Source organism: Chitinophaga ginsengisoli, from assembly GCF_003014595.1.
Classification (GTDB): Bacteria; Bacteroidota; Bacteroidia; order Chitinophagales; family Chitinophagaceae; genus Chitinophaga; species Chitinophaga ginsengisoli.
On sequence record NZ_PYGK01000006.1, the window covers coordinates 73,026 to 96,581 of the forward strand.

The following is a 23,556-nucleotide window of genomic DNA, read 5'->3' on the forward strand; positions in this document are numbered from 1 at the left end:
AATACATTGAAGTTCATTTTATCCGCTATTCTTTTATTTTTTGCCTGTATTACTTATGGCCAGCGTGCTGACTGGAAAGGCAGCTGGATCACCAATACGGAAGATACGACTGCTACAAAAGCACCTTATTTCAGAAAGACATTTAAACTGCAGAAGAAAGTAATCAGCGCTACTGCCTATGTTGTTGGCGTTGGGTACCATATTGTGTATGTAAACGGCAAACCTGTTACGGATGCTGTCCTTGAACAGGCATATACACGCTATGATAAACGTCTTTTGTACAAAGTGTATGATGTTACTGCACTGTTGTCTAAACAAAATACTATTACACAGAGTATTGCTGCGGAGTTGGGTAATGGCTGGTATAATATTCAGTCGCACGCTGTATGGGGCTTTCAGAATGCTCCATGGAGAAAGACGCCCCGCCTGTTATTAGACCTTGTTATCAAATACACGGATGGCAGCAGTGAAACTATTGCTACTGATGATAGCTGGAAGTGTGCCACTGGTCCCAGTCAGTTTAACTGTCTGTATACCGGTGAAATATATGATGCCCGCCAGGAAGTGCCCGGATGGAATCAGCCCGGCTTCAATGATGCCAGTTGGGCACATGCATTGAAAACATCTTCTCCCGGAGGTACGCTGTATGAGCAGGTGATGCCATCTATCAAGGTTATTCGTCGTATCAAACCTGTGTCTGTAAAGAACCTGGGTAATGGCCGATATCTTTTTGATATGGGACAGAACTTTGCCGGTGTGGCTACTTTACGTGTGAAGGGGAAGGCAGGTACAAAAGTGACGATGTATTACGGAGAGGTAGTCAAAGATGGGGAGCTGGATATGAAACACAACACGGAGCATATGCGCAGTATGCCTGGTGAATTGCGTTTCCAGACAGATGTATATTATCTGAAAGGCAGCGGTAATGAAACTTTTACTCCCCGGTTTGTATATCATGGTTTCCAGTATGTACAGGTAGAGACTGACAATACGCTTCCCCTGGATATTCATTCCCTGGAAGGCTTATTTTACAGTACAGACTTCAAAGAAGCGGGACACTTCACCAGTTCAGATACTATGGTGAATAAACTGTACGCTGCTGCGAGACAGTCTTATCGCAGTAACTTCCTGAGCATTCCTACTGATTGTCCGCAGCGTGAAAAGAATGGCTGGACAGCGGATGCGCATGTCTCTACAGAAGTAGGGCTTTGGAATTACAAGTCAGCAGCAGGTTACCGTAAATGGCTGGATGATGTGAGTGATGCGCAGACAGCCGATGGCGCTATGCCTGGTATTATTCCTTCCAATGGCTGGGGATACGACATACCTGGTGATGAAGAGCATACCTTCGGGCCTGCCTGGGGAAGTGCGCTGAGTTTTGTGACCTGGTATATGTACCTGTATCATGGGGATACTGCTTTAGTGCAAAAACATTATCCTGCGATTAAAAAATATACAGATGTTGTGGCGAAAGAAGCGGAGGGGTATTTGTTTAAGTATGGGTTGGATGATTGGATGTCGCTTGTGCAGACGCCGAGAACCTTTACTTCTACGGCTTACTTTTATACCGATGCCGTCCTGACAGCTAAAATGGCGCGCATTTTAGGTAATAAGGCGGATGAGGCAACTTATACCAAACTTGCGGATAGTATCCGCGCTGCGTTTAATCGTACGTTCTTTGATCCTGCTACTGGTCATTATAAAGATAGTACGATGACGGCGTTGAGTGCTGCCGTATTCCATGATCTTGCTTCTCCTGAGGTTGCGACTACTGCTGTGGGGCAACTGGTGGCTAAGGTGCAGCGGAGTAATTATCATGCGGATTTTGGGGTAATGGGGACGAAGTACGTGTTGCCGGTGTTGAGCGAGCGTGGTTATGGGGATGTTGCTTTCCGCATGTTGACAGATACAGGTTATGCGGGATGGGGTCATTGGATTGCGCATGGCGCTACTACTTTGTTTGAAGACTGGCCAGGGGAATTGTCGCATAATCATATCTTCTTTGGGGATTATTGTGCGTGGTTTTATAAAACGCTGGCGGGGATAAGGCCGGATGAGGAGGCGCCTGGGTTTAAGCATTTCTTCCTGCAGCCGGTGTTTGCGAAGGGGCTGAATTTTGTGAAGGCTGATTATGAGAGCAGGTATGGGGTGATTAAATCGGAGTGGCGGCGGAACGGGGGCGGTGTACGGTTTAGCTTTGAAGTGCCTGTTGGTACGACGGCGACAGTGAGATTGCCAGCTGGTGTGCTGGTTTCGCCTAAGGTGAAGCGGGTTGTTATTGTAGGGCAGGCGTTGGATGAGGTTGTTGTGGGAGGAGGGAAGTATGTGTTTGATTTGAAGATTTAGTTTTTTGGAAGGCCTGGCGATTGTTGCCGGGCCTTTTTTATTATCGTGATTGTTTTTTGTTATCGTGATTATTGCGCCGACCTTCTTGCTCACGGTGCAGGTGGGATCACTGGCTGAGTTCTTTGAAGTTTCGTGCTATGGGGCTTCAGGAAGGCGGTTGGGCGGTTGGATTTTTATTAAACCCCTGGTGGGGCGCGTCGGCAACTTCAAACAACTTAGGCCAGTGATTCCCACCTGCCCACTCGCTGCGTACGGTCTCCCTACTAATGGTAGGACGGCCAACTTTTCATGGGGTACTGCCTTTGCTTGGTTATTCCTTTGTCCATTATTCCATGCAACTGTTTCTTCTGTCTAAGGGGGTATCAGGGGGTGGCAAAAGCGGCAAAAGCGGCATAATTGGCATATACGGCCCAGAAGTACGCTTTAAACATGCCTTTGCCATGCCGTTAACACGACGTATCTATGACGCAGCGTATATTCGTGTAAACCTTTTAAACTGATCTTTATGGCGAAGATTGTTGGGCCAGTGCCGCCTTTTATTGGTACAAGAGATAATGTGACAATATATCGTATGAATGGAGAATATATTGCCCGCACTAAGAGTTCGCTTACAGGAAAACGTGTTAAGAAAGATCCTGCATTTGCCAGAACAATGGAATGGGCCGGCCGCTTAAAGCAAGGGGCACGTATTGCTTCAGGCATCTATCAGCAAATGCCTGTTGATGGGCGTGTTTATAAACAGTATCGGGAGATTACCGGAAAGGCAATGTCCTTGCTGAAAGAAGGTTTTAGTGTGGAAGATGTTATTACCATGCTTGAAGCTATTTATGTGCCTCATGCCTCAGTTAGTGGAGACTTCAGAGAGTGTGATATGGACGTCCAATTATTATCGGGAGGCATACGCAGCGAGCGGGCAGGTGGGAATCGCTGGCCTAAGTTGTTTGAAGTTGCTGATACGACCTACCAGGGGTTTAATAAAAATCCAACTGCCGAACCGCCTTCCTGAAGCTCAATAGCACGAAACTTCAAAGAACTCAGCCAGCGATCCCATCCTGCGCCGTGAGCAAGAAGGCCAACGCAGGAATTGCTATCGGCTTATTCCTATACAACGAAAGAAGATCAACTTAAAACTTATACGGATAAAAATTTACCGCCGGACTTTTCCCTTCACTAATAGTGATATACCCGGAATTATCCACACTAATAGTCACCCCTTCTCCCTGCTTCTCCGGTACATAAGGCAGAATAACAGCCTCCCTTGACATTGCCGCTTCAACACTCTCTTCTGCATTCCGATGCCAGTAATAAATCTTGTTCAGATCCTTAATAACAATATGCCTCCCATCCTGGGAAATATCCCCCGCTGTAATCCACGTATACGGCAGCGTTCCTACTTTATGAAACACCGCTCTGTCACCGTCTTTAAAATCCAGGCTTGCTTTGTATATACCGACAGCTTTCTCTCGTTTGCTCACGATATAAAGCCAGCGCCCAATAGGATCCACCATCAGCGTCTCCGCATCCCGCGGACCATCAGCAAAGGCAACATGTAATACATCAGGGTTGATGTTCATTTTTTTTCCAGGCACCTCTGTAGGAGCAGGGAAACGTAAGATGCGCGTACGCAGATCTATCTGGACATTGTTGCCAATATCGCCGACATATACATATTGTTTGTGAGGAACCGGACCTACGCCTTCTGCAATATCTTCCCAGTCGCGGTTGAATACCGCCTCAAGATGTATAGTGCTTACCAGCTGGCCTTTATTATCCAGGAGGAATACTTCTGGTTTATTGCCACTGTCATTGTGCGTCCAGTAATGGCCGGGTAGTGATTTGCTGGCTGCAATGCCTGATGCTTCGGCAATGGCAGGTGATTGTACAATGCCGAGCACAATGGGTTTGACAGACCCCTGTGAGGATGCGGTCTGTTCGGATTTCTTCTTCTCTTTTTTCTTATGTTTCTTTTTCTGCGCCGGTGCTGTGATGGCTATAGAAAGCATGATCAGCAGCAGGGTGCTCATGCGAAATATCCCTTTACTCATTATACGATACTACGAAATAATGAGCACATAATCTATCTACACCAGCCCCGTCTGTAATGCTATCTTTACCAATCCGGCGGTATTCTTGACTTCCAGTTTATGCAGAAGGCTGATTCGGTGATTTTCTACTGTGTGAAGGCTGAGGAAAAGTTTGTCAGCAATTTCCTGGTTGGTATGTTCGTCAATGATCAGCTGTAGTACTTCTTTTTCCCTGCGGGTTAAAGTAGTCGTTTTCTTTTCTGACTTCTTGTTTCGGAACATATCTTCTATGAGCAGCTGGTTGAGGGCAGGAGAAAGGAACTGACCGCCTTTATACACGGTTTCTATCGCCTGGAGAATGGTGGTCTCGTCGGAGTCTTTCAGCAGGTATCCCATGCATCCCAGTTTCAGCATTTTCTTTACCTGGAAGATAACATCGGAGCTACTGAGTACGAGGATGTGTACCTGTGGATAGTTTTTCAGGATACTGGCAGCCAGCTCCGGACCGCTCATATCGGGCAGGTGCATGTCAAGCAGCAGTACATCGGGTTGTCTTTCTTTGATGCCTTTGAGGAGCGAAGTACCATTGGCATAGACATCGGAGACTTCTATATTGGCAGCATCACGTAAGATGTTACAGATGCCTTTAGCTACAATAGGATGATCGTCAGCAATCGCTAATTTTATAGGCATAACTGGCAGTATTTTGTTTGAGCGTAATTTCTATGTGTACGCTGGTTCCCTGCCCAGGTACACTATCTATATGCAATTCCCCGTTCAACGAATTTACGCGTTCCCGGATAGTTTTCAATCCTATACCATCAGATTGTGATGTGGTCAGCATGCCGTTGCCATCATCTTCCACAGTGACGGCTAGCTGCGTCTCATAATATGCAATCTGGACGATGGCATGCCTGGCATTGGCATGTTTGAGGATGTTATGCACCAGTTCCTGGATGATGCGGTACACGGTGAGTTCGGCGCCGGAGGAGAGGTTGGAGGCGTTGCCGATAACCTGGAAGGTGATTTCCAGGGTATGGCCTTTGCGTACACGCTCACAGAAGAGTGCAGTGGCCTTGGCGAGGCCTTCCTGCAGGAGTATTTCCGGCATGAGGTTGTGGGCTGTTTTGCGCAGTTCTGTTGAAGCTTCTTCCAGCAGATGGAGCACTTCCCGGAAGTCGTCTGTGACGTCGGCGGTAGTGTGCCGGCGGAAGATGGAGCTGAGACGGGTACGGATGGCGCCGAGGGTGCCGCCCATGCCGTCGTGCAGATCGCGGGCAATGCGGCTACGTTCTTTCTCTTCACCTGCTATCATGGCCTGGAGATTGCTGATCTGTAATTCCTGGCGGAGATTACGGATCTTTTCAGCCTGCAGTTTCTGTTTGTTAAGATTATTACGGTAGATGAGGATACTGACCAGTAATATAAGCAATAGGCCGGCAGATACGCCGATGATGAGGAAGTTCTTGGTTTTGATCCGGCTCTCATTGCGGGTGATAGCCAGCTGTTTTTCAGCCAGTTCCTTATTCTTGTCGGCGATGCGGTATCTCATTTCCAGGTTGTACACCAGTTCCAGCTTTTCGACCTTCATCATGCTGTCTCTGATGACGCTGTATGTCTTCCTGTATTCTGCGGCCTTTTTGTACTGTCCCAGGGCCTCATAGGCGTCTGCCATTACCTGGTTGCCACGAGCGGTCAGAAGGTGCACCATATTGCGTTTATGCGCACTTTGCATGGCAGGTGTAGTGATGGTGATGGCCTTGTTGTATTGTTGCTGCATCAGGTACGCCTGGCCCAGAAGGATGTCAGCAAAGATCTGATGACGGTTGGTGACGGGATCGAGCTGGGGAAAGAGTGCTTTTGCCTTTTCCAGGTAATGGATGGCAGGAGCGGGATTTTTGTCGTCCAGGTAAGTGAGCGCAGTGTTGATCAGCAGGCCGGCTTCCATACTGGGAGAAATCCTTGTTGCCTTGCCCATCTGGATGGAAGAACTGCAGTAATAGCGGGCGGAGTCATTCTGAACGATGTTATTAAAATACCCTGCTTTATAGAAGTATAACATCATCAGGGCAGCGGTATCCTTTTTAATTCTGGCGCTGTCTATCAGCGTGTTGATATGCCCCATTACCTGCTGGATGTGCATATCGTTAGAGATGTTCTCGTTGATGTTCAGCCAGAAGTCCAGCAGGCTGCAGTATACACGGGTCTGCATTCTCCTGTCTTTTACCTGGTTGGCCTCCAGTACGTCGAGCGCTGCATAACGGTAGAAGGCTGAGGAGTCGTATTTGCCCCTGTAATAGAACGTCTGCGACAGGAGGATGTAGAGGTCGACCCGTACAGCGATCCCCTGTTCGTTGTTCTCACAATAATGCAGGGCCATGCGTTCGCAGGAGAGGGCTTTATCTTTTTCGTTGTTGTTATTGTAACAGAGTGCCAGTCCGGACAATGCGCGGGCTACTCCGTTGTTGTAGCGTAGCATACGGGCGTCTTCCATGCCTGTATAATACAGACGCATGGCGGTACCGGCAGCAGTATCTCTTTTGGAGCCTGCGAGTTTCAGTAGGCTGTCCACGTTCTTTTTACTGGTACGCGGTTGTGTGACAGTTCGTGGTAAACGATCTTCTACCGTCTGCGCGGTAAGGGATAGACAGTTACCTGAAAGGAGCACCAGTAAGAAAAGCAGGGCCCGACGGATAGTTCCGTGGCTATTGTTACTAAGGTTTCCCATGATTAGAAGTCATTTCTTTCCTCTTTGTGGCATCACTGGCAAAGCATGCCTGTAAAATTGACAGTTATTACAGGGCTGTGATTAGATTCTGGTTGCGACAAAGGTTGTTTCCTATAAAAAACAGACGTTACGAATATAATTCCTGGTTGATTCCGATGGGTAAGATAATAATTAAATAGTGGTTTACCGCTATTTTCTACAACAGCGGTTTACCCGGGTAAGAGAACGTTGGCAACTGAATAATTTTAGGTTTTGAAAAAAGGAACATAGTGGGAAACATGTGGAGGGGAACAGATGGAGAACGTCAATCTATCGTAATACAAGGAACAACCAGAAAGCAGGAGTTACAACCAGGATCTATTCAGTAAATCAGCTATACATATGACATTACCTATGCATGGTAATCGCTTGACGGCGCCGTTAAAAAGACGCCGGCAGGGAATTATTACGGTAACAATATTGTTATTACTATCCGCCGGTGCGCATGCTGCCGGTAATACCCATACGGCAAACAGCCGTGCAGTACGGGATTCAATTCCTGTGAGTGTGGCAAAGGGACGTGTGACCGGCGCAGAAGAGAAAGTAGCCTTGCCTAATGTATCAGTAGTCAACCTGTCCACACGTAAAGGGACTGTAACAACCCTGGAGGGAGATTTTGTGCTGGCGGCTCGTTCCGGCGACAGTCTTCGTTTTTCCTATATCGGTAAACAATCGAAACTAATATTGTTCAGGGGACAATCATTACTCAATATAGTATTGAGCGGCACAGAAGGCTCATTATCTGAAGTAGTGGTGACCGGTTACCAGAATGTGGACAAGAAGAAGTTTGCCGGTTCGGCGGTATCCCTGAAGGCGGAAGATGTGAAGATCAGTGGTGTGGCAGACATCAGCCGTATGCTGGAAGGTCGTGTGGCAGGTGTATCTATTCAGAACGTGTCCGGTACATTTGGTACGGCACCTAAGATCCGTATCCGTGGTGCTTCTTCCATCAATGGTGATAACAAGCCGTTGTGGGTGGTAGATGGCGTGGTACTGGAAGATGTGGCTAATATCTCCAATGATCAGCTCTCAAGTGGAGACCCGACCACCCTGTTAGGATCTGCGGTGGCTGGCCTGAACTCCAACGACATTGAGAGCTTTGATATCCTGAAAGATGCTGCTGCTACTGCACTGTATGGCGCCCGTGCCATGAATGGTGTAGTGGTGATCACTACGAAAAAAGGCCGTGCCGGTAAAACGGCTGTTGCCTACAGCGGCAATTTCAGTACTCAATTGAAACCTACCTATGGAAGCTTTAATATTATGAACTCCGCCAGACAGATGTCTGTTCTGGCGGAGCTTGAGCGTAAGGGTATTCTTACCTCCGACATCCTTTCCCGTGGCGACGTAGGCGTGTATGGTAAGATGTATGAAATGCTGCAGGCTGATGAGAACGGGAACTATGGACTGGAGAATACACCTGAAGCGCGTAAGGCCTTCCTGCTGAAGTATGGAAAGGCTAATACCGACTGGTTTGATATCCTGTTCCGTAACAACTTTGTACAGGAGCACTCCCTTAGTATATCTTCCGGTACTGATCGCTCACAGTCTTATTTCTCTACCAGCTATTATGGCGACAATGGCTGGACACTGGGTGATAAGGTGCACCGTTATACGCTGAACTTCCGTAACAACTATAAATTCACCGACAGGCTGACTGCTGGTTTCTCTACACTGGGCTCCGTGCGTCAGCAGCGTGCACCCGGTTCCCTGAGCCGCAACAGTAATCCTGTGGAGGGGCAGTATGACCGTGACTTTGACATCAATCCTTTCAGCTATGCACTCAATACCAGCCGCACGCTGAGGGCCTATAATGATAATGGTGAGCTGGAATATTTCAGACGTAATTATACTGACTTTAATATCATCGATGAGCTGCGTAATAACTACCTCACGCTGAATGTAATGGACCTCCGTTTACAGGGGGATATAGGCTGGAAGATCACAGACAAACTGAAATGGGAGTTTGTAGGCGCATTGCGTTATGTGAAATCATCCCGCGAGCACCAGATCACAGAAGACGCGAATATGGCTAATGCATATCGGGCAGCAGACAATGCTACCATTGCCCAGAACAACAAGTTCCTGTACAGGGACCCTGAAAATCCGGATGCACCGCCAGTGATAGTGCTGCCAGCCGGCGGCTTCTATAATCGTACGGAAGACCAGCTGTTGAACTACGACTTCCGCAATAACCTGAGCTATAGAACTACTTTTGGTGGTAATCACAATGTGAATGTACTGGTTGGTCAGCAGGTGAAGTATGCTGACAGGCAGAATGCATCCAATACCGGTTATGGTTATCAGTACAATAACGGAGGCGTACCTTATATCGACTACCGGATTGTAAAACAGACTATAGAAAGCAATTTTCCTTACTATGGCATGGCCCGCGACTATGATCGTTTTGCGGCCTTCTATGCTACTGCAGATTATTCCTACGGAGATAAATACAGCATTACCGGTAATGCACGCTATGATGGTTCCAATCGTTTAGGCGCCTCCTCTAGTGCGCGCTGGCTGCCTACCTGGAGTTTTGCAGGCCGTTGGAACCTTGACAGGGAGAGCTTTATGCAGAATGTGAACAATATAGATTACCTGTCATTGCGTGCCAGTTATGGCCTGACGGCAAGCATGGGGCCTGCTACGAACTCCAATATTGTATACCAGACGGTGAACAGCCGCCGTGCGCATCTCAATGAAGTGGAATCCGTGATACAGCTGGCACACCTGAAGAATACAGAACTGACCTGGGAGAAATTATATACTTCTAACGTCGGGGTGGAAGCAGGTTTCTTTGACAGACGCCTGAACCTTACACTTGATCTGTACAGTCGTAAGAGTTTTGATCTTATCAGTATTATCAAAACTGCAGGTATCGGTGGAGAACTGTATAAAGCCGCCAACTATGCGGATATGGATTCCAAAGGTATAGAAGTGATGCTGGGGGGTGAAGTGGTCCGCAGGAAAATGTGGGGCTGGAGAACCAATCTGACCTTTGGTTATAATACCAATAAGATCACCAATGCAAAGAACTCTCCGATAATTTTTGACCTGGTAGCTGCCGAAGGTGGTAACAAAGAAGGATATCCTGTGCGTAGCCTCTTCTCCCTCGATTATAAAGGCCTGGACCCGCATACCGGTGTACCTGCTTTCGTAACGCCTGATGGCCATGTAAGTTCTAATATAGACCTGCAGGACGATGCTACCGGCAACCTGGTATATCAGGGCCCTGTTGATCCTCCGGTAACAGGTGGTTTCAACAATACCTTCCACTACAAAGCATTATCACTGAATGTATTCATGACCTATCAGTGCGGTAATAAGATCCGTCTCTATCCTGCCTTCAAAACATCTTACTCCGACCTTGATGCTATGCCGAATGAGTTTTACGATCGTTGGGTGATGCCGAAAGATGAGATGGAAACTAATGTGCCGTCGATCCTGGATGCTTATGAGAAGACCTTACTGGGAGGCGCTTATCCTTATAGCAACTACAACTTCTCGACAGCGCGGGTGGCTAAAGGAGACTTTGTGCGCCTGAAGACAGTATCTCTTACTTATCAGTTGCCCGGCAGCCTTATTAAGAGAACGGGCTTTAACAGCCTGGTGGTAACCGGTGCGGCGAATAACATGTGGTTGATCTATTCAGACAAGAAGCTGAAGGGACAGGATCCTGAATTCTTCAATGCGGGTGGTGTTGCGCAGCCCATTCAGAAGCAGTTTACATTATCCGTTAAAGTGGGCATTTAAAAACAGACAGTATGCAAAGAAAAGCGCTATATATCCTCTTCACTATCCTCCCTGCTTTTGCGGGTTGTGAGAAATACCTTGATCAGGCGCCTGACAGTACCTGGACGCAACTTGATACACCGGAGAAAGTGAGCCAGTTGCTGGGAACAGCTTATCCACAGGCCAACTATATGACCTTCTGTGAAGCGATGTCAGACAATGTGTCGGATAAAGGTACAGGTGTTGACCAACGTACCAACAGGGACCCGTTTTATTTCAATGACGTACAGAATACCAACGAAGATTCTCCTGAATATTACTGGCAGGCTGCTTATAAGGCTATCGCTGCTGCTAACAACGCACTTATAGCCTGTGAGAATGCGAAGGACACTGCGGCTTATAGTCGTCAGAAAGGAGAGGCCCTCGTTGCACGTGCGTATTCCCACTTCATGCTGGTGAGTTTATTCTCCAAAACTTTTGATGCTGCTACGGCTAACATAGATATGGGCATACCATATGTAACACAGCCGGAAGAAGTGGTGTTCAGGCAGTATGACAGGAAAACGGTAGCATATGTATATGAGCAAATAGAGAAAGACCTGCTGGCAGGTTTACCACTGATCCGCGATGACAAGTACAAAGTGCCTTCCTATCATTTTACGCAGAAAGCGGCTTATGCATTTGCTGCAAGGTTCTACCTCTACAAACGTGACTACAGTAAAGTGGTGATGTATGCGGATATGGCGTTCCCTACCAGTCAGACAGGTGCTTACCTGCGTCCATGGAATACATCTTATGTATATATGTCGCCGCTGGAGCTGTTCAATATCTACACCAACTCCAGCGAGAAAGCTAACCTGTTGCTGGTGGAAACGGCTTCCAGCTATGGCCGTTACGTGGGCCAATACCGTTTTGGTATGAACTATCCCATGTACTATGAGATCCTGGGCAGGGGGAATGTAACAGGCGGCGGCTGGTGTTTCCCTGTTTATACGTACAGCACCAATGATTATTTCGTGCCTAAAGTGAGTGAATATTTTGTGAAGCAATCTGTGAATGCAAACATCGGATTCATTTACACAATGGTGCCTTTATTCACTGCGGAAGAAGTACTGTTCAACAGGGTAGAGGCCAATGCCAATCTGGGAAATACCGCTGCTGCCCTGGCAGACCTGAATCTGTATGCCAGCACACGTATCACGAATTACAATCCTTCCGCTCATAATATCACGCTGGCTAAAAGCAAGACCTATTATGGTGTTACTGACGACCGTGAGGCTTTGCTGAGTGTGTTGTTTGATTTCAAAAGAGCAGAATTCGTGCAGGAAGGACTGCGCTGGTTTGACCTGATGCGTTACAAAGTACCTGTCACACATGTTACCCGTGACGGAGAAACACTGGTGCTGGGCGCTGATGACCCACGCCGGGTATTCCAGCTACCGGTTACCGCAAAGACTTCCGGTCTTCCGATGAACCCCCGCTAAAAAACATTCTCAAGATCTATCCGCTAATAGCATGAAAAAAATAAAAACAGTAATAGTCCTTCTCAGTGTGGTGTTGTTTGCCGCCTGCTCAAAGGATGACGATCTCAGCGGTCTGCAGGACATTCCCGGTCTTGGAGGCGATACCTGGCAAAAGACAGCGCTGGATAAGTGGTTGTACGATACCCTGGTGGTGCCTTATAACATTGAAGCAAAATATAAGTGGGATCAGTTTGAATTTGACCTGAACAAGACACTGGTACCGCCAAAGGAATCTATGGTGAAGCCTGCGCTGGAGGCTATCAAGAAAGTATGGATCGACACCTATGTGACAGAGGCAGGGGCCTTGTTCTTCAAACGCCACAGTCCGAAATTTCTGATACTGTGTGGCAGTGCCAGCTGGAATGTGGATAACGGTACTATTACCCTGGGAACAGCAGAAGGTGGCCGTAAAGTGGTGATTTATTCCATCAACTCTTTCCGCATTAAGGGTATGCCGGACTATAAGCCTTCCGACTCAGCTGTGTTAAAGCAGATCTTTCACGTCATAGAGCACGAATTCGGGCATATTCTTCATCAGACGATCCTTTATCCTCCTACATTCAAAAGCATCTCTGCAGGGCATTATACGGCCAACTGGAATAATATCAGTGACGAAGAGGCGCATGCCAATGGGTATATCTCTGCTTATGCCATGTCTGGCTTTGATGATGATTTCGTGGAGATGATCTCCCTGATGATGATTGAAGGCCGTGATGGTTTTAACAGGATCGTGGAAAGCATTCCTGCAGGTACTTCTACTACCGGCGTGACTCAGGCGCAGGCGCAGGCCGCATTGCGGGAAAAGGAAGCAACAGTTGTGGCTTACTTCAAGGCTGCCTGGAACATTGACTTCTACAGCCTGCAGGCGAAAAAACGGAAGGCGGTGGAAGCGCTGATCTATTAATTGAAAACAACAAGACAAAGAAATTATGTATAAACGCTTATTGCTGATCTGTTTCACCTTTTCCATACTGGCGGCCTGCCAGAAGTCGGACGAAAGTGTATTCAGCGCTCCGCCTGATACCCGTCTGAACGATACCCTGAAAAAATACGGGGATATACTGGTGGCTGCGCCGCATGGCTGGAAAGGACTTGTTTATCCCAAGGGGTTGGAGAACGGTGTGTTTTCCTTCTTTTTCCAGTTCGATGCTGCCAACCGGGTGAAGATGTATGCTGATTTCGACTCTGCATCATCTGTGACGAGCATGGAGGGCAGCTACCGTTTAAAGGCGTTGCAGCAGCCTTGTCTTTTATTTGATACCTATTCTTACATCCACCTGCTGAGCGATCCTGATGCGGCCGTAAATGGCGGGGTGTATGGCGAAGGATTGTCTTCCGATTTTGAGTTTTCCATTGAGGGCACGAATGGCGATACCATTCTGCTGAAGGGAAGATATCACAACAGTAAAGCAGTACTGATCAAAGCAACAGAAGCCGAGGAAGCTGCTTATGGCGCAGAAAAGGCCAACCGCCTGATTGACAAGATAGATACTTACCTCACATATTTTAAACGCTTTACTACAGGCAGCAGCAATTATGACGTGGCTTTCAATATCCTGACAAGGAGTGCCACTTTCAGCTGGATAGATGAAAGCGGTCAGAGCCACGTAGTGACGACTGGGTTCTATTATACTCCTTCCGGCGTAGGCTTTTCTCCTGCTGTGAATATCGGGGCAGTAACGCTGACCTCTTTCGATAACATCAGCTGGAGTGCCGCTACTACTACGCTTAGCTTTACGGTGAATAGCAATACCGGTACAATCAAAGAAACTGCAAAACCGCTGGTGGTAGATCAGGATGCTCCTAAAGCATGGTGGCAGCAGCAGGTAGATGCCGGCGGTTACTGGGTAACGCTGCAGGGTTTCCATGTAGATGGAGTAGATGACGCATATGGTATCAGCAAACTCCCTAATTATTCCTTTACGGTCTTTTATCCTCAGTTTGGCACAAGCGACAATATCGTATATGACCTTTTAGGTTTTGTAACCCGTGTTGATGGTGAACAATACATAGAATATGGCCCCGCCTTCAAAGCTCCTACCTATAAAGCAGACGGACGTATTGTATTCCCTTACCTGGGCATCCTGGGAGAGCTTCCCGAGGGAGAGACGGCGGTTACTAATACGATCATCAAGCTCACTGATTCAAACGGGTATTACCTGGTGAAAACAAGTGAGGGTTATGACATGGTAAGCGCGAAAGACGGCAAATCCTGGATATCCTGGTTTTAACAATCCAAAAAGAAAGTTATTCACATGAAACGGCATTTTACTTATTCTTTTTACAGGGGCTTATGTCTCATGGTTATTTTGCTGATGGGCATAACGCCTACGCAGGCCCAGACCACTGATATCAAGATCGGGTCAAGTACAGTGGGAAACGAGATCAGCTGGTATCCCTGTCCTTTGCAGGATTATAAGCAGGGGGCGCGCGCGCAATATCTCTATCTGTCGTCTGAGCTGCATGCGGCGGGCATGGGGGCGGGCGATATCAGCGCGTTGGCCTTTAATATACTGAACCTGCGTGGTGTGGGTAAGGTAGAGGGCTATGTAATAAAGATAGGTTTTACGTCGCTGAATAATCTGGATGAGACCCGCTGGGAGACCGTGAATACACAGGTTTATGGTCCCGTACATTATCAGCCGGTGGCAGGGTATAACAAATTTGCCTTCCCTTCGGCCATCACATGGAATGGTGTAGATAATATCATTGTGGAAGTTTGTAATGGTGATCCCGGTGGTTCTACCAGTAATGAGAATCCGGAAGTAGCCTATACAGAAATGCTGCCGTTCAAAGCTTCCCATACTTACCGTGCCAACACCGGTAATGAATGTGGTACTACCCAAACCACCAATACCGGGGAGCTGACTAATCGTCCGGATATTATGTTTTCCTGGACACCAGCTCCGGTATGTACAGGTGTGCCCGTAGCCGGCACGCCCAGCGCCAATACTGCCGATATATGTGCAACAGGAAAAGTGGCTCTGTCACTGACAGGCACAACGTTGGCTTCCGGTTTAACTTTTCAATGGCAATCCTCTCCTGACAATACTACCTGGACGAACATCCCCGGCGCTGGTCTGCCAACCTATACAGCCTCACAGGCGGCCACTACCTGGTATCGTTGCGTAGTAAGTTGCAGCAGCGGTGGTTCTTCCACTTCAGCCAGTGTGCAGGCGGTGACGCCTTCACCGGTGAGCGGTACTTTCTTCATTAATAACGCGGTGGCTACTGGTGGCAACAACTTCAACACCTTTAAAGAAGCGATCGACTTTATCAAATGTGGTATCAACGGCGCGGTAATATTCAATATAGTAAATAACACCACCCCTTATGATGAGCAGGTGATGATACCGCCTGTAGCGGGTGCTTCTGCTACCAATACTATTACATTCAATGGTAATGGTGCGCTGTTGCATTATCTGTCCGGTGATGCGAAAAAACAATATGTGCTCGAACTGAATGGTGCTGACTTCGTTACTGTGAATAACCTGCAGATAAAAGCGGATGGTACAGGCTGGGACCACTACGGTATTGCCGTACATCTGACAAATGATGCAGATAATAACGTTATCAATGGCTGTACTATCACTACCGATACGCAGTCAACTGACTTTAACTATGCGGGTATTGCTGTGACAGGCGGCCCCTCGATCAATGAGGAGGATGCCCGTTGTGATAATAATATCTTTAGCGGTAACACTATCACAGGTGGTATTTACGGTATCCTGATGATGGGTAGCAGCACACAGGCTGTTATGAACAATAAAGTGTTTTCTAACAAAATCTATGATTTTCAGAATACAGGTGTAAAACTTCAGGGTACTTTCACTGCAACGGTGGACGGTAATGAATTAAGTTGTCCTACACGTACTACTGCCTGGTCGTTTGTCGGTATTGAATTAAGCAGTCTGAATACGAAGGCGACCATTAATTCGAACCGTATCAGCAATCCTTATGGTGGTGTGCCAGGTAAGACAGACCCGGCAACTGGTATTAATGTGAACATGGTGGTGGCGCTGACAACCCTGGAGAATAAGATCACCAACAATCTTATTTATAATCTGAACACTACGGGAAATGTGGTGGGTATCAATTGTTACTATTCCAATAACATCTGGTTTTACCACAACACTATTATCCTTGATGGTACGACAGCTCCGGGTACGTACGATACCAAGGGGTTCACTACGGATAATGGGGCCGGTGGGCTGATCTTCAAAAATAACCTTGTCTACATTTCCAGGACCGGTACTTCAAAGAAGTATGCCGTTTATTCTGATGGCGCCGGTGCTGGTCTTGAAGCAAATAGGAACAACTATTACATAGAAGCTGCTGCAACAAATGCATTCGTAGGATATGAAGGACAGGATGCAGCTTCTTTAGCACAGTGGCAGGCACTCAGCAACCGTGATCAGGCGTCTGTGTTTGCTCCGCCATTGTTTGTGAATGTTGCCGCAGGTAATTATACGCCACAGAATAACGTAGTAGATAATAAGGGCAGTTATGAGAATGTGGATTATGATATTACCGGTGCGGTGCGTAGTCATACGACGCCGGACATAGGTGCATTTGAGTTTACACCGCCGGTATGTACGGCGCCGCCAACTCCTGGTACTGCTACATTATCCAAACCTGTTGTGTGTGTGAATACATCTGTGATACTGGGTGCCAGTGGTAACTCAGTAGGTGTGGGGCAGACTTATCAGTGGCAGACATCCATTGCTCAGGCAGGTCCCTTCACTGCTATCGGTAGCGTTCTGGATGGTCCTGATACGGTAATTACAGCGACCACTTCACTGTGGTACCGACTGGCAGTAACATGTAGCGGTAATACTGCTTATACTGCCCCGGTGTACCTGGCAGTCAACCCGGCGATGGCGCCCAATACTTACACCATCAATAAAGGTGCGCCTGCTTCTACAACTAACTTTACCAGCTTTACTGCTGCCGCGGATGCGCTGTCCTGTGGTATAACTGGTCCGGTGGTATTCAACGTGGTGGCAGGATCTGGTCCTTATAATGAACAACTTATCCTCGATACCATTAAAGGAGCTTCTGCTGTGAACACTGTTACCTTCAATGGAAATGGTAATACGATCGCTTACAGTTCCGCTGTATCCATAGAAAGAGCGGTGATCAAACTGCGTCATGCTGACCATGTGATTATTGATAGTCTGATCATCGACGCGAATGGAACCGGTGATTACGGATACGGTGTTCAACTGTTGTATGATGCAGACAGTAACGTGATCCGCAGGTGTAACATTCTTGTGAGCACGACAGAATACTCCGGAAGAGCTGCTGTAGTGATCAATGGTAATGATGAATCAGACAGGTACAGCGCTTCCTATTGCGATGCGAACCTGATAGAAAATAATAACATCATAGGAGGATATGCAGCGGTGACACTGTATGGTGGATCTGACTATCCTGTGAGGAATAACCGCATCCTGAATAATAAGATCGCTGACTTTACGCAGTACGGTATCAGTTTGGGTAACACTGCTAACACTATGATTGCCGGCAACACCATCAGCCGTCCTACCCGTAATGCCAGTATGTCTGATTATTACGGTATTCTGTCTGAGGGGCATAGCGGCCTGCTAATAGAAGGCAACAGGCTGGTAAATCCTTATGGCGGCAATCCTTCCGCTTATGGCGGTTTCCGTGGTATGGACATCGAACAGACGCAGCAGGGTGCATGGAACAACATCAGGAACAACGTGATCCATGCTACTGGCGGAAGTGGTAATGAGGTGACAGGTATCTATTCTTCTTTCACCGACAAGACCAACTACTATCACAACACTATTGAAATAGAAAGTTCTCCTGAAGCAGGTGTTACTGGTTTTGCACTGTATGGTAATGCAGATAGCCTTGCCTTTACGAATAACATCGTGAGTCTCAGAAGCGAGAGTGGCAGGAATGACAGGATTGGTCTGAACCTGGCGAATGCCGGTCAGCAGATCCTGAGCATCAGCCATAACAATATCTATCTGAAAGCAACCACCGCTGCTTATGTAGCGAAAGTTGATCAGGCTGTATTCACCGACATCGCGGGATGGCAGGCTTCTCCTTTCGGAGTAGCTTCTATTGGCGTAGCGCCGGTGTATGCAGACGTAGCAAATGGAAACTTTACACCAATTATTTCTCCGTTTGATAATGCAGGCGCACCGGTAGGTGTAGCAAAAGATATCCTGGGCGTGAACAGGAGTATGACAACGCCTGACCTGGGAGCTTATGAGATCAACATCCCTGTATGTGTAGCACCACCAACGCCGGGAACTGCCGTGGCCAATCCAACAAGTGGTATCTGCCTGGGAGATACAGTAAAACTGGACCTGTCCGGCAATACCAAGGGCGGTACGCAAACTTACCACTGGCAGCAGGCGAAATCTGCTACCGGCCCATGGACCAGTATCGGAGAGTGGCAGTACCTTTCTTCATTTGCTACGCCAATTACATTTGAAAACTACTTCCGTTGCATACTGGTATGTGGTACAGATACTGTATACTCTGCACCGGTACAGGTAAATATGAACGCAGCCTTCCCTGCGGGTGAATATACCATTAACCCGGCTTTACCAGCTGGCGTAACCAACTTCCAGTCTTTCAATAAGGCAGTGGAAGCCCTTGAATGCGGTATTACAGGTCCTGTTGTGTTCAAAGTAGCGGCAGGTACTTACAATGAGCAGGTAAGAATGCACACAGTAGCAGGCGCAGGTCCTGATAGCAGGATCACCTTCCGCAGTGATAATGGTGATGCTGCCAGTGTGATACTTACGAATGTTTCGACTTCCGGTGATAACTATGTATTATCTCTCGACAGCGCTATGTACGTGACCTTCAGGAGCATTACCATGAAGGCAGGTGATAATAACTACGGTAAAGTGGTGTTACTGTCTGGTACTGCTTCTTACGACAGTATTCTGAATTGTAAGATCATTGCACCTGATGTGATCAACAGCAGCACAGATGTTGCAGCTATCATCGGCGAAAGCTTCCTTGGTAAACACATCGTGATCAAAGGCAATACCATCGAGAACGGTTCTGCGGGTATTTATCTCTTTGGTGTGAACGACCAGAACCTGTCGCAAGACCATGTGATAGACAGCAATATCATCAGCAATAGCTTCAAATGGGGTGTTTATTCACAATACACCAGCCGTGTGAACATTACCAGGAACACCATTAACCTGGATGGTGATATGAGCAGCAGTGGATATGGTATCTGTCAGTTTGAATCGGATACGGCATGGCATATCAACTATAATACGATCAATATTCAGAACACTGTAGCAGGCGATAAGATATATGGTATACAGGCAAGATGGAGCAATACCTTAGCTGCAGCACCACTTCAGATAGAGGGCAATAAGATCATAGGCTTGACAAATAATAAAGCCAGCCTGTATGGTTTGTACACAGAGCATAATAATTACACCAGCATCCTGAACAACGTGGTAAGTGTGCAGACAACGGCGAAACTGGCTTATGGGCTCTGGGTAGCGTCTGACGAAAATGCCACTTATTATAATAACACTATCTACAATGGTTCTGCGGACCTGTCAGCTAAAACCAACAGCGCTGCCAAACTCAATGAAGATGGCGCGAGCAATGTGGTAGTAAGGAATAACATCTTCTATCATGGCGCGGCAGGTATTGCACTTGATATCAGCAATGAAAAAGAAGAGAATACCGACTACAACGTATTGTACAGCACTGGTGCCGTACTGGCATCTACATCCCTCTATAAAGAGGCAACGCTGCCGGCTTGGAGCGCACGTACAGGGCAAGACCTGCACTCTATCTATTATAAACCGGAACTGACCCTGACTGACGGCACTCCTGTAGTCAGCAGCTCTGATGTATGGGCAATACATGGCCGCGGTGTACAAATACCGGGCAATGATCATGACATCAACGGCAAGGCAAGACCTGTTAGTTTACAGGCTGGCGTGCCTGATCTGGGTGCATATGAGTTTGAGCCTACTTCCGTACCTGCCCTGCTGACTGCTGTTCCTGCTGCTCCTGCTGCGGGTACTACCCAGCACTTTATGATGGGATCTGACAGTGTGATGAGCATTACCTGGGCAGCCGGCGCTCCTGTTCCTGCTTCCGTGAATATAAGAAGGTATACAGGCGTACTGCCTCCGAATGCACCTGCATCTGCAGAACAGATGTACTTCTACAATGATGTGGAAACCACAGGTACAGGCGCGTATGATTTCTCTGTAAAAACTTTCTACATGGACCCATGGCAGGGTTTTGTGAAAGCACAGTACCAGTTAGGATTAGGAAGAACAGATGCGAATGACAAATGGCTGGTAGGAGATAGCAGTAAAGTAAATGAGTTCGATAATTATATCACTGAGCCTAAACTCAGCTTCCTGGATAAATTCACTGGCCTGGTGGATAGCGCGAGGGCAGTAGTGCCGGTAGTGATCCCGCCAGCAGATAGTTCCAACAGGGGCACCCGCTTCTGGGTAGGTTATGGTCATCATGAATTCTTCAGCGGCAGCAACGATCAGGATATGGTACTGTACCTGAGCGCAGAAGAGGCTGCGGATGTTACTGTGAAAGTGAATGGCACCAGCTGGATCAAACGTTATCATGTAACTGCGAACACTACATTGTCCACAGACCTGATACCGAAGAATGGCCTGGAGGATGCTCGTTTAATGACTGAAGGAATTTCTGACAGAGGTATCAGTATTGAGAGTGATAAACCGATTGTGGCATATGCACATATTTATGGTCATCAGTCATCTGGTGCTACCATGTTGCTGCCGGTGGGTACGTATGGATATGAATACTACTCCCTTGGTTATAGCCAGGTGTATGGCAGCGAGGACTATTCATGGGCATATGTTGTAGCAGATCAGCCGAATACTGTTGTAGAAATCACACCGTCTGTTCCGACAGTAAGCGGGCATGCGGCGAATGTGCCATTCACCGTAACACTGAACAAAGGAGAAGTGTACCAGGTGCTTGGTGCAAGGATCAACGATGCAAAAGGATATGATGTGACGGGTACAAGGTTTAGGTCTGTACAGAATGCACAGGGTAAATGTTACCCAATAGCGGTATTCTCTGGTAACAGCCGTACCAGTGTAAGTTGTGACCCAAGCGGCAGTGGCGGTAACGGGGATAACTTTATCCAGCAGTGTTTCCCTTCACAGGCGTGGGGCAAACGTTACCTGACAGCACCTACATCTACTGACGAAGATCCAAAGGTACTGATGGGGAATGTATACAGGATCATGGTGAAAGATCCGGCAACAAAAGTGAAAGTAGATGGATCATTACTGGCAGGATTGAACAATGGCCGTTTCTACCAGTTTGTGACGGATGCACCTGCTTATATAGAAGCTGATCAGCCTATCATGGTTGCACAATACATGGCTTCCTGGGATAGATGTACTAATACCGGTGGCTACGGAGATCCTGAAATGATCTATCTCAGTCCGCTGGAACAGGGTATTAAGAAACTGGGCTTCTACCGTAATACTGAGGAGGGTATTGTAACGAACTACCTGACACTGATCATCCCTACAGGTGGTTTATCCAGCCTGAAGATCGACAACAGTACATTATTTGATTACACTTATGATCACCCATCATTACCTGGTTATACAGTCGTGGTAAAGCGCTGGGATGCTACAAGAGATCAGAGTTATGTAGTCAGTGATTCTGCCTTTACCGCGATCACTTATGGTTTGGGCGAAGATGAAAGTTATGGCTACAATGCAGGTACACTGGTAAGGAACCTGAATACCAGAACATCGATCTCGAATGTACATGGTGGTACCAATGCGGTAAGTGAATACACCTGTGAGAATACACCATTCCGGTTCACGTTCATTTCCACACAACGTCCGGCTTCCTTACAGTGGAATATCAGCAAGGTAAGCAACATCACTCCAGCTGCTGACGTGATACAGGACAATCCGACGCCGGTGGATTCCTTTGTGGCCAACAACAAGAAATATTATCGTTTCGTCATAGACCAGGATTACTCCTTCTCCAAAGCGGGTACTTATTATGTGCCCGTAGTGATGCAGGATCCATCTTTCGAAGGATGTGACAATAAAGTAGAAACCTTCCTGCCTGTAACAGTAATTGCTGCGCCGAAGGTAGACTACACCGCTGTATTCAATGGTTGTGTAAGCGACTCCGTACACTTTACAGGCAGCGCCGTAACTGCCAATGGTGCTGCTATCGGTAAATGGAAATGGGACTTTGGTAACAGTGCGGTTGACAGTGTGAAGAATCCTGTTTACCTGTTCTCTGCCGGCGGTACTTATCCTGTGTTACTGACAGTGATCGGTGAAGACGGATGTATCGCAGATACTACAAAAGACCTGGTGGTGAAGGGGCCTGCGGTCGGTATACTGGTAACAGATTCCTTCACCGTGTGTATGGGCAGCAATGTCACTTTCGAAGTGCAAAGCCCTGCTGCGGGAGTTGATTACAACTGGTATGATGCGGCCACTGGCGGTAAGCTGGTTGCAGGCAGCAGCACACTAAACCTGACCAATGTAACTGCCAACGCACAATTCTACCTGGAAACAATCAAGGACGGTTGTGCTTCTCCTGAACGTACACCGGCAGAAGTGGTAGTGTTGCCCGCGCTGACTGCTCCTGTAGTAAAGCTGGATTCAACCGGTGTCAATGTACTTCGCTTTACATGGGATGCTGTACCAAATGCAACGGGTTATGAGGTATCAACAGACGGGTTGAACTGGACTGCGCCATCAACAGGTAGCCAGGGACTTTCTCACACTATCTCCGGTTTACAGCCGATGCAGGAAGTGAAGCTGTATGTGAGGGCACTGGGCTGTAAGCCGGTAGCGGCTGAACCAGTAAGTGGTACGACATTACTTGATGGTATCTACATTCCGAACGCCTTTACTCCGAATGGTGATGCAGTGAATGATGTATTGAAGGTGTATGGTAGTATTATCAAAGATATCCACCTGATGATCTTCAACCAGTGGGGGGAGAAACTGTTCGATTCCGATAGCCAGGACAGAGGATGGGATGGAACACACAAAGGCAAACAGCAGCCATCAGGTGTATACATGTATGTGTGCAGACTGGTGTTGATAGATGGCACTACGGTAGATAAGAAAGGTATTGTCAACCTGATCAGATAAGC

Annotated in this window: 10 protein-coding genes; 7 read left to right on the plus strand and 3 right to left on the minus strand. The window is 47.5% G+C overall.

The window, feature by feature from the left end:
• The first annotated feature begins 6 nt into the window (after positions 1–6).
• Complete coding sequence (locus CLV42_RS16120) at positions 7–2,346, plus strand: glycoside hydrolase family 78 protein (RefSeq protein ID WP_106602952.1); 2,340 nt, start codon at positions 7–9, stop codon at positions 2,344–2,346.
• Positions 2,347–2,851: 505 nt separating this feature from the next.
• Positions 2,852–3,352, plus strand: a complete 501-nt coding sequence (locus CLV42_RS16125) for a hypothetical protein (protein ID WP_106602953.1) — start codon at positions 2,852–2,854, stop codon at positions 3,350–3,352.
• 118 nt (positions 3,353–3,470) lie between these two features.
• On the opposite strand, the gene CLV42_RS16130 is transcribed toward CLV42_RS16125, so the two are convergent.
• The 3 genes from CLV42_RS16130 to CLV42_RS16140 are packed head-to-tail and all read right to left on the minus strand — an operon-like array spanning position 3,471 to position 7,098.
• Positions 3,471–4,370 carry a hypothetical protein gene (locus tag CLV42_RS16130; RefSeq protein WP_106602954.1) on the minus strand — a complete coding sequence of 300 codons (900 nt, stop codon included), beginning with the start codon at positions 4,368–4,370 and terminating at the stop codon, positions 3,471–3,473.
• A 57-nt stretch (positions 4,371–4,427) separates the two neighbouring features.
• Entirely contained in the window at positions 4,428–5,063 is a 636-nt protein-coding gene (locus CLV42_RS16135; RefSeq protein WP_106602955.1) for a response regulator, read from the minus strand.
• Positions 5,038–7,098, minus strand: coding sequence for a tetratricopeptide repeat-containing sensor histidine kinase (locus CLV42_RS16140; protein WP_106602956.1), 2,061 nt, complete (start codon positions 7,096–7,098; stop codon positions 5,038–5,040). Before CLV42_RS16140 ends, CLV42_RS16135 begins: the two co-directional genes overlap by 26 nt.
• Before the next feature lie 381 nt (positions 7,099–7,479).
• Between CLV42_RS16140 and CLV42_RS16145 the strand changes: the two genes are divergently transcribed.
• Genes CLV42_RS16145 through CLV42_RS16165 form a run of 5 tightly spaced genes read left to right on the plus strand, consistent with a single transcriptional unit; the run spans position 7,480 to position 23,554 of the window.
• Positions 7,480–10,890, plus strand: coding sequence for a SusC/RagA family TonB-linked outer membrane protein (locus tag CLV42_RS16145; protein ID WP_106602957.1), 3,411 nt, complete (start codon positions 7,480–7,482; stop codon positions 10,888–10,890).
• A gap of 11 nt (positions 10,891–10,901) precedes the next feature.
• Positions 10,902–12,353 carry a RagB/SusD family nutrient uptake outer membrane protein gene (locus tag CLV42_RS16150; RefSeq protein WP_106602958.1) on the plus strand — a complete coding sequence of 484 codons (1,452 nt, stop codon included), beginning with the start codon at positions 10,902–10,904 and terminating at the stop codon, positions 12,351–12,353.
• A 31-nt stretch (positions 12,354–12,384) separates the two neighbouring features.
• Positions 12,385–13,296, plus strand: a complete 912-nt coding sequence (locus CLV42_RS16155) for a zinc-binding metallopeptidase (RefSeq protein ID WP_106602959.1) — start codon at positions 12,385–12,387, stop codon at positions 13,294–13,296.
• Between the two features lie 25 nt (positions 13,297–13,321).
• Positions 13,322–14,623: a DUF4302 domain-containing protein gene (locus CLV42_RS16160; RefSeq protein ID WP_106602960.1), complete on the plus strand. Its 1,302-nt coding sequence runs from the start codon at positions 13,322–13,324 to the stop codon at positions 14,621–14,623.
• Between the two features lie 24 nt (positions 14,624–14,647).
• Entirely contained in the window at positions 14,648–23,554 is an 8,907-nt protein-coding gene (locus tag CLV42_RS16165; protein WP_106602961.1) for an Ig-like domain-containing protein, read from the plus strand.
• Positions 23,555–23,556: the final 2 nt, after the last annotated feature.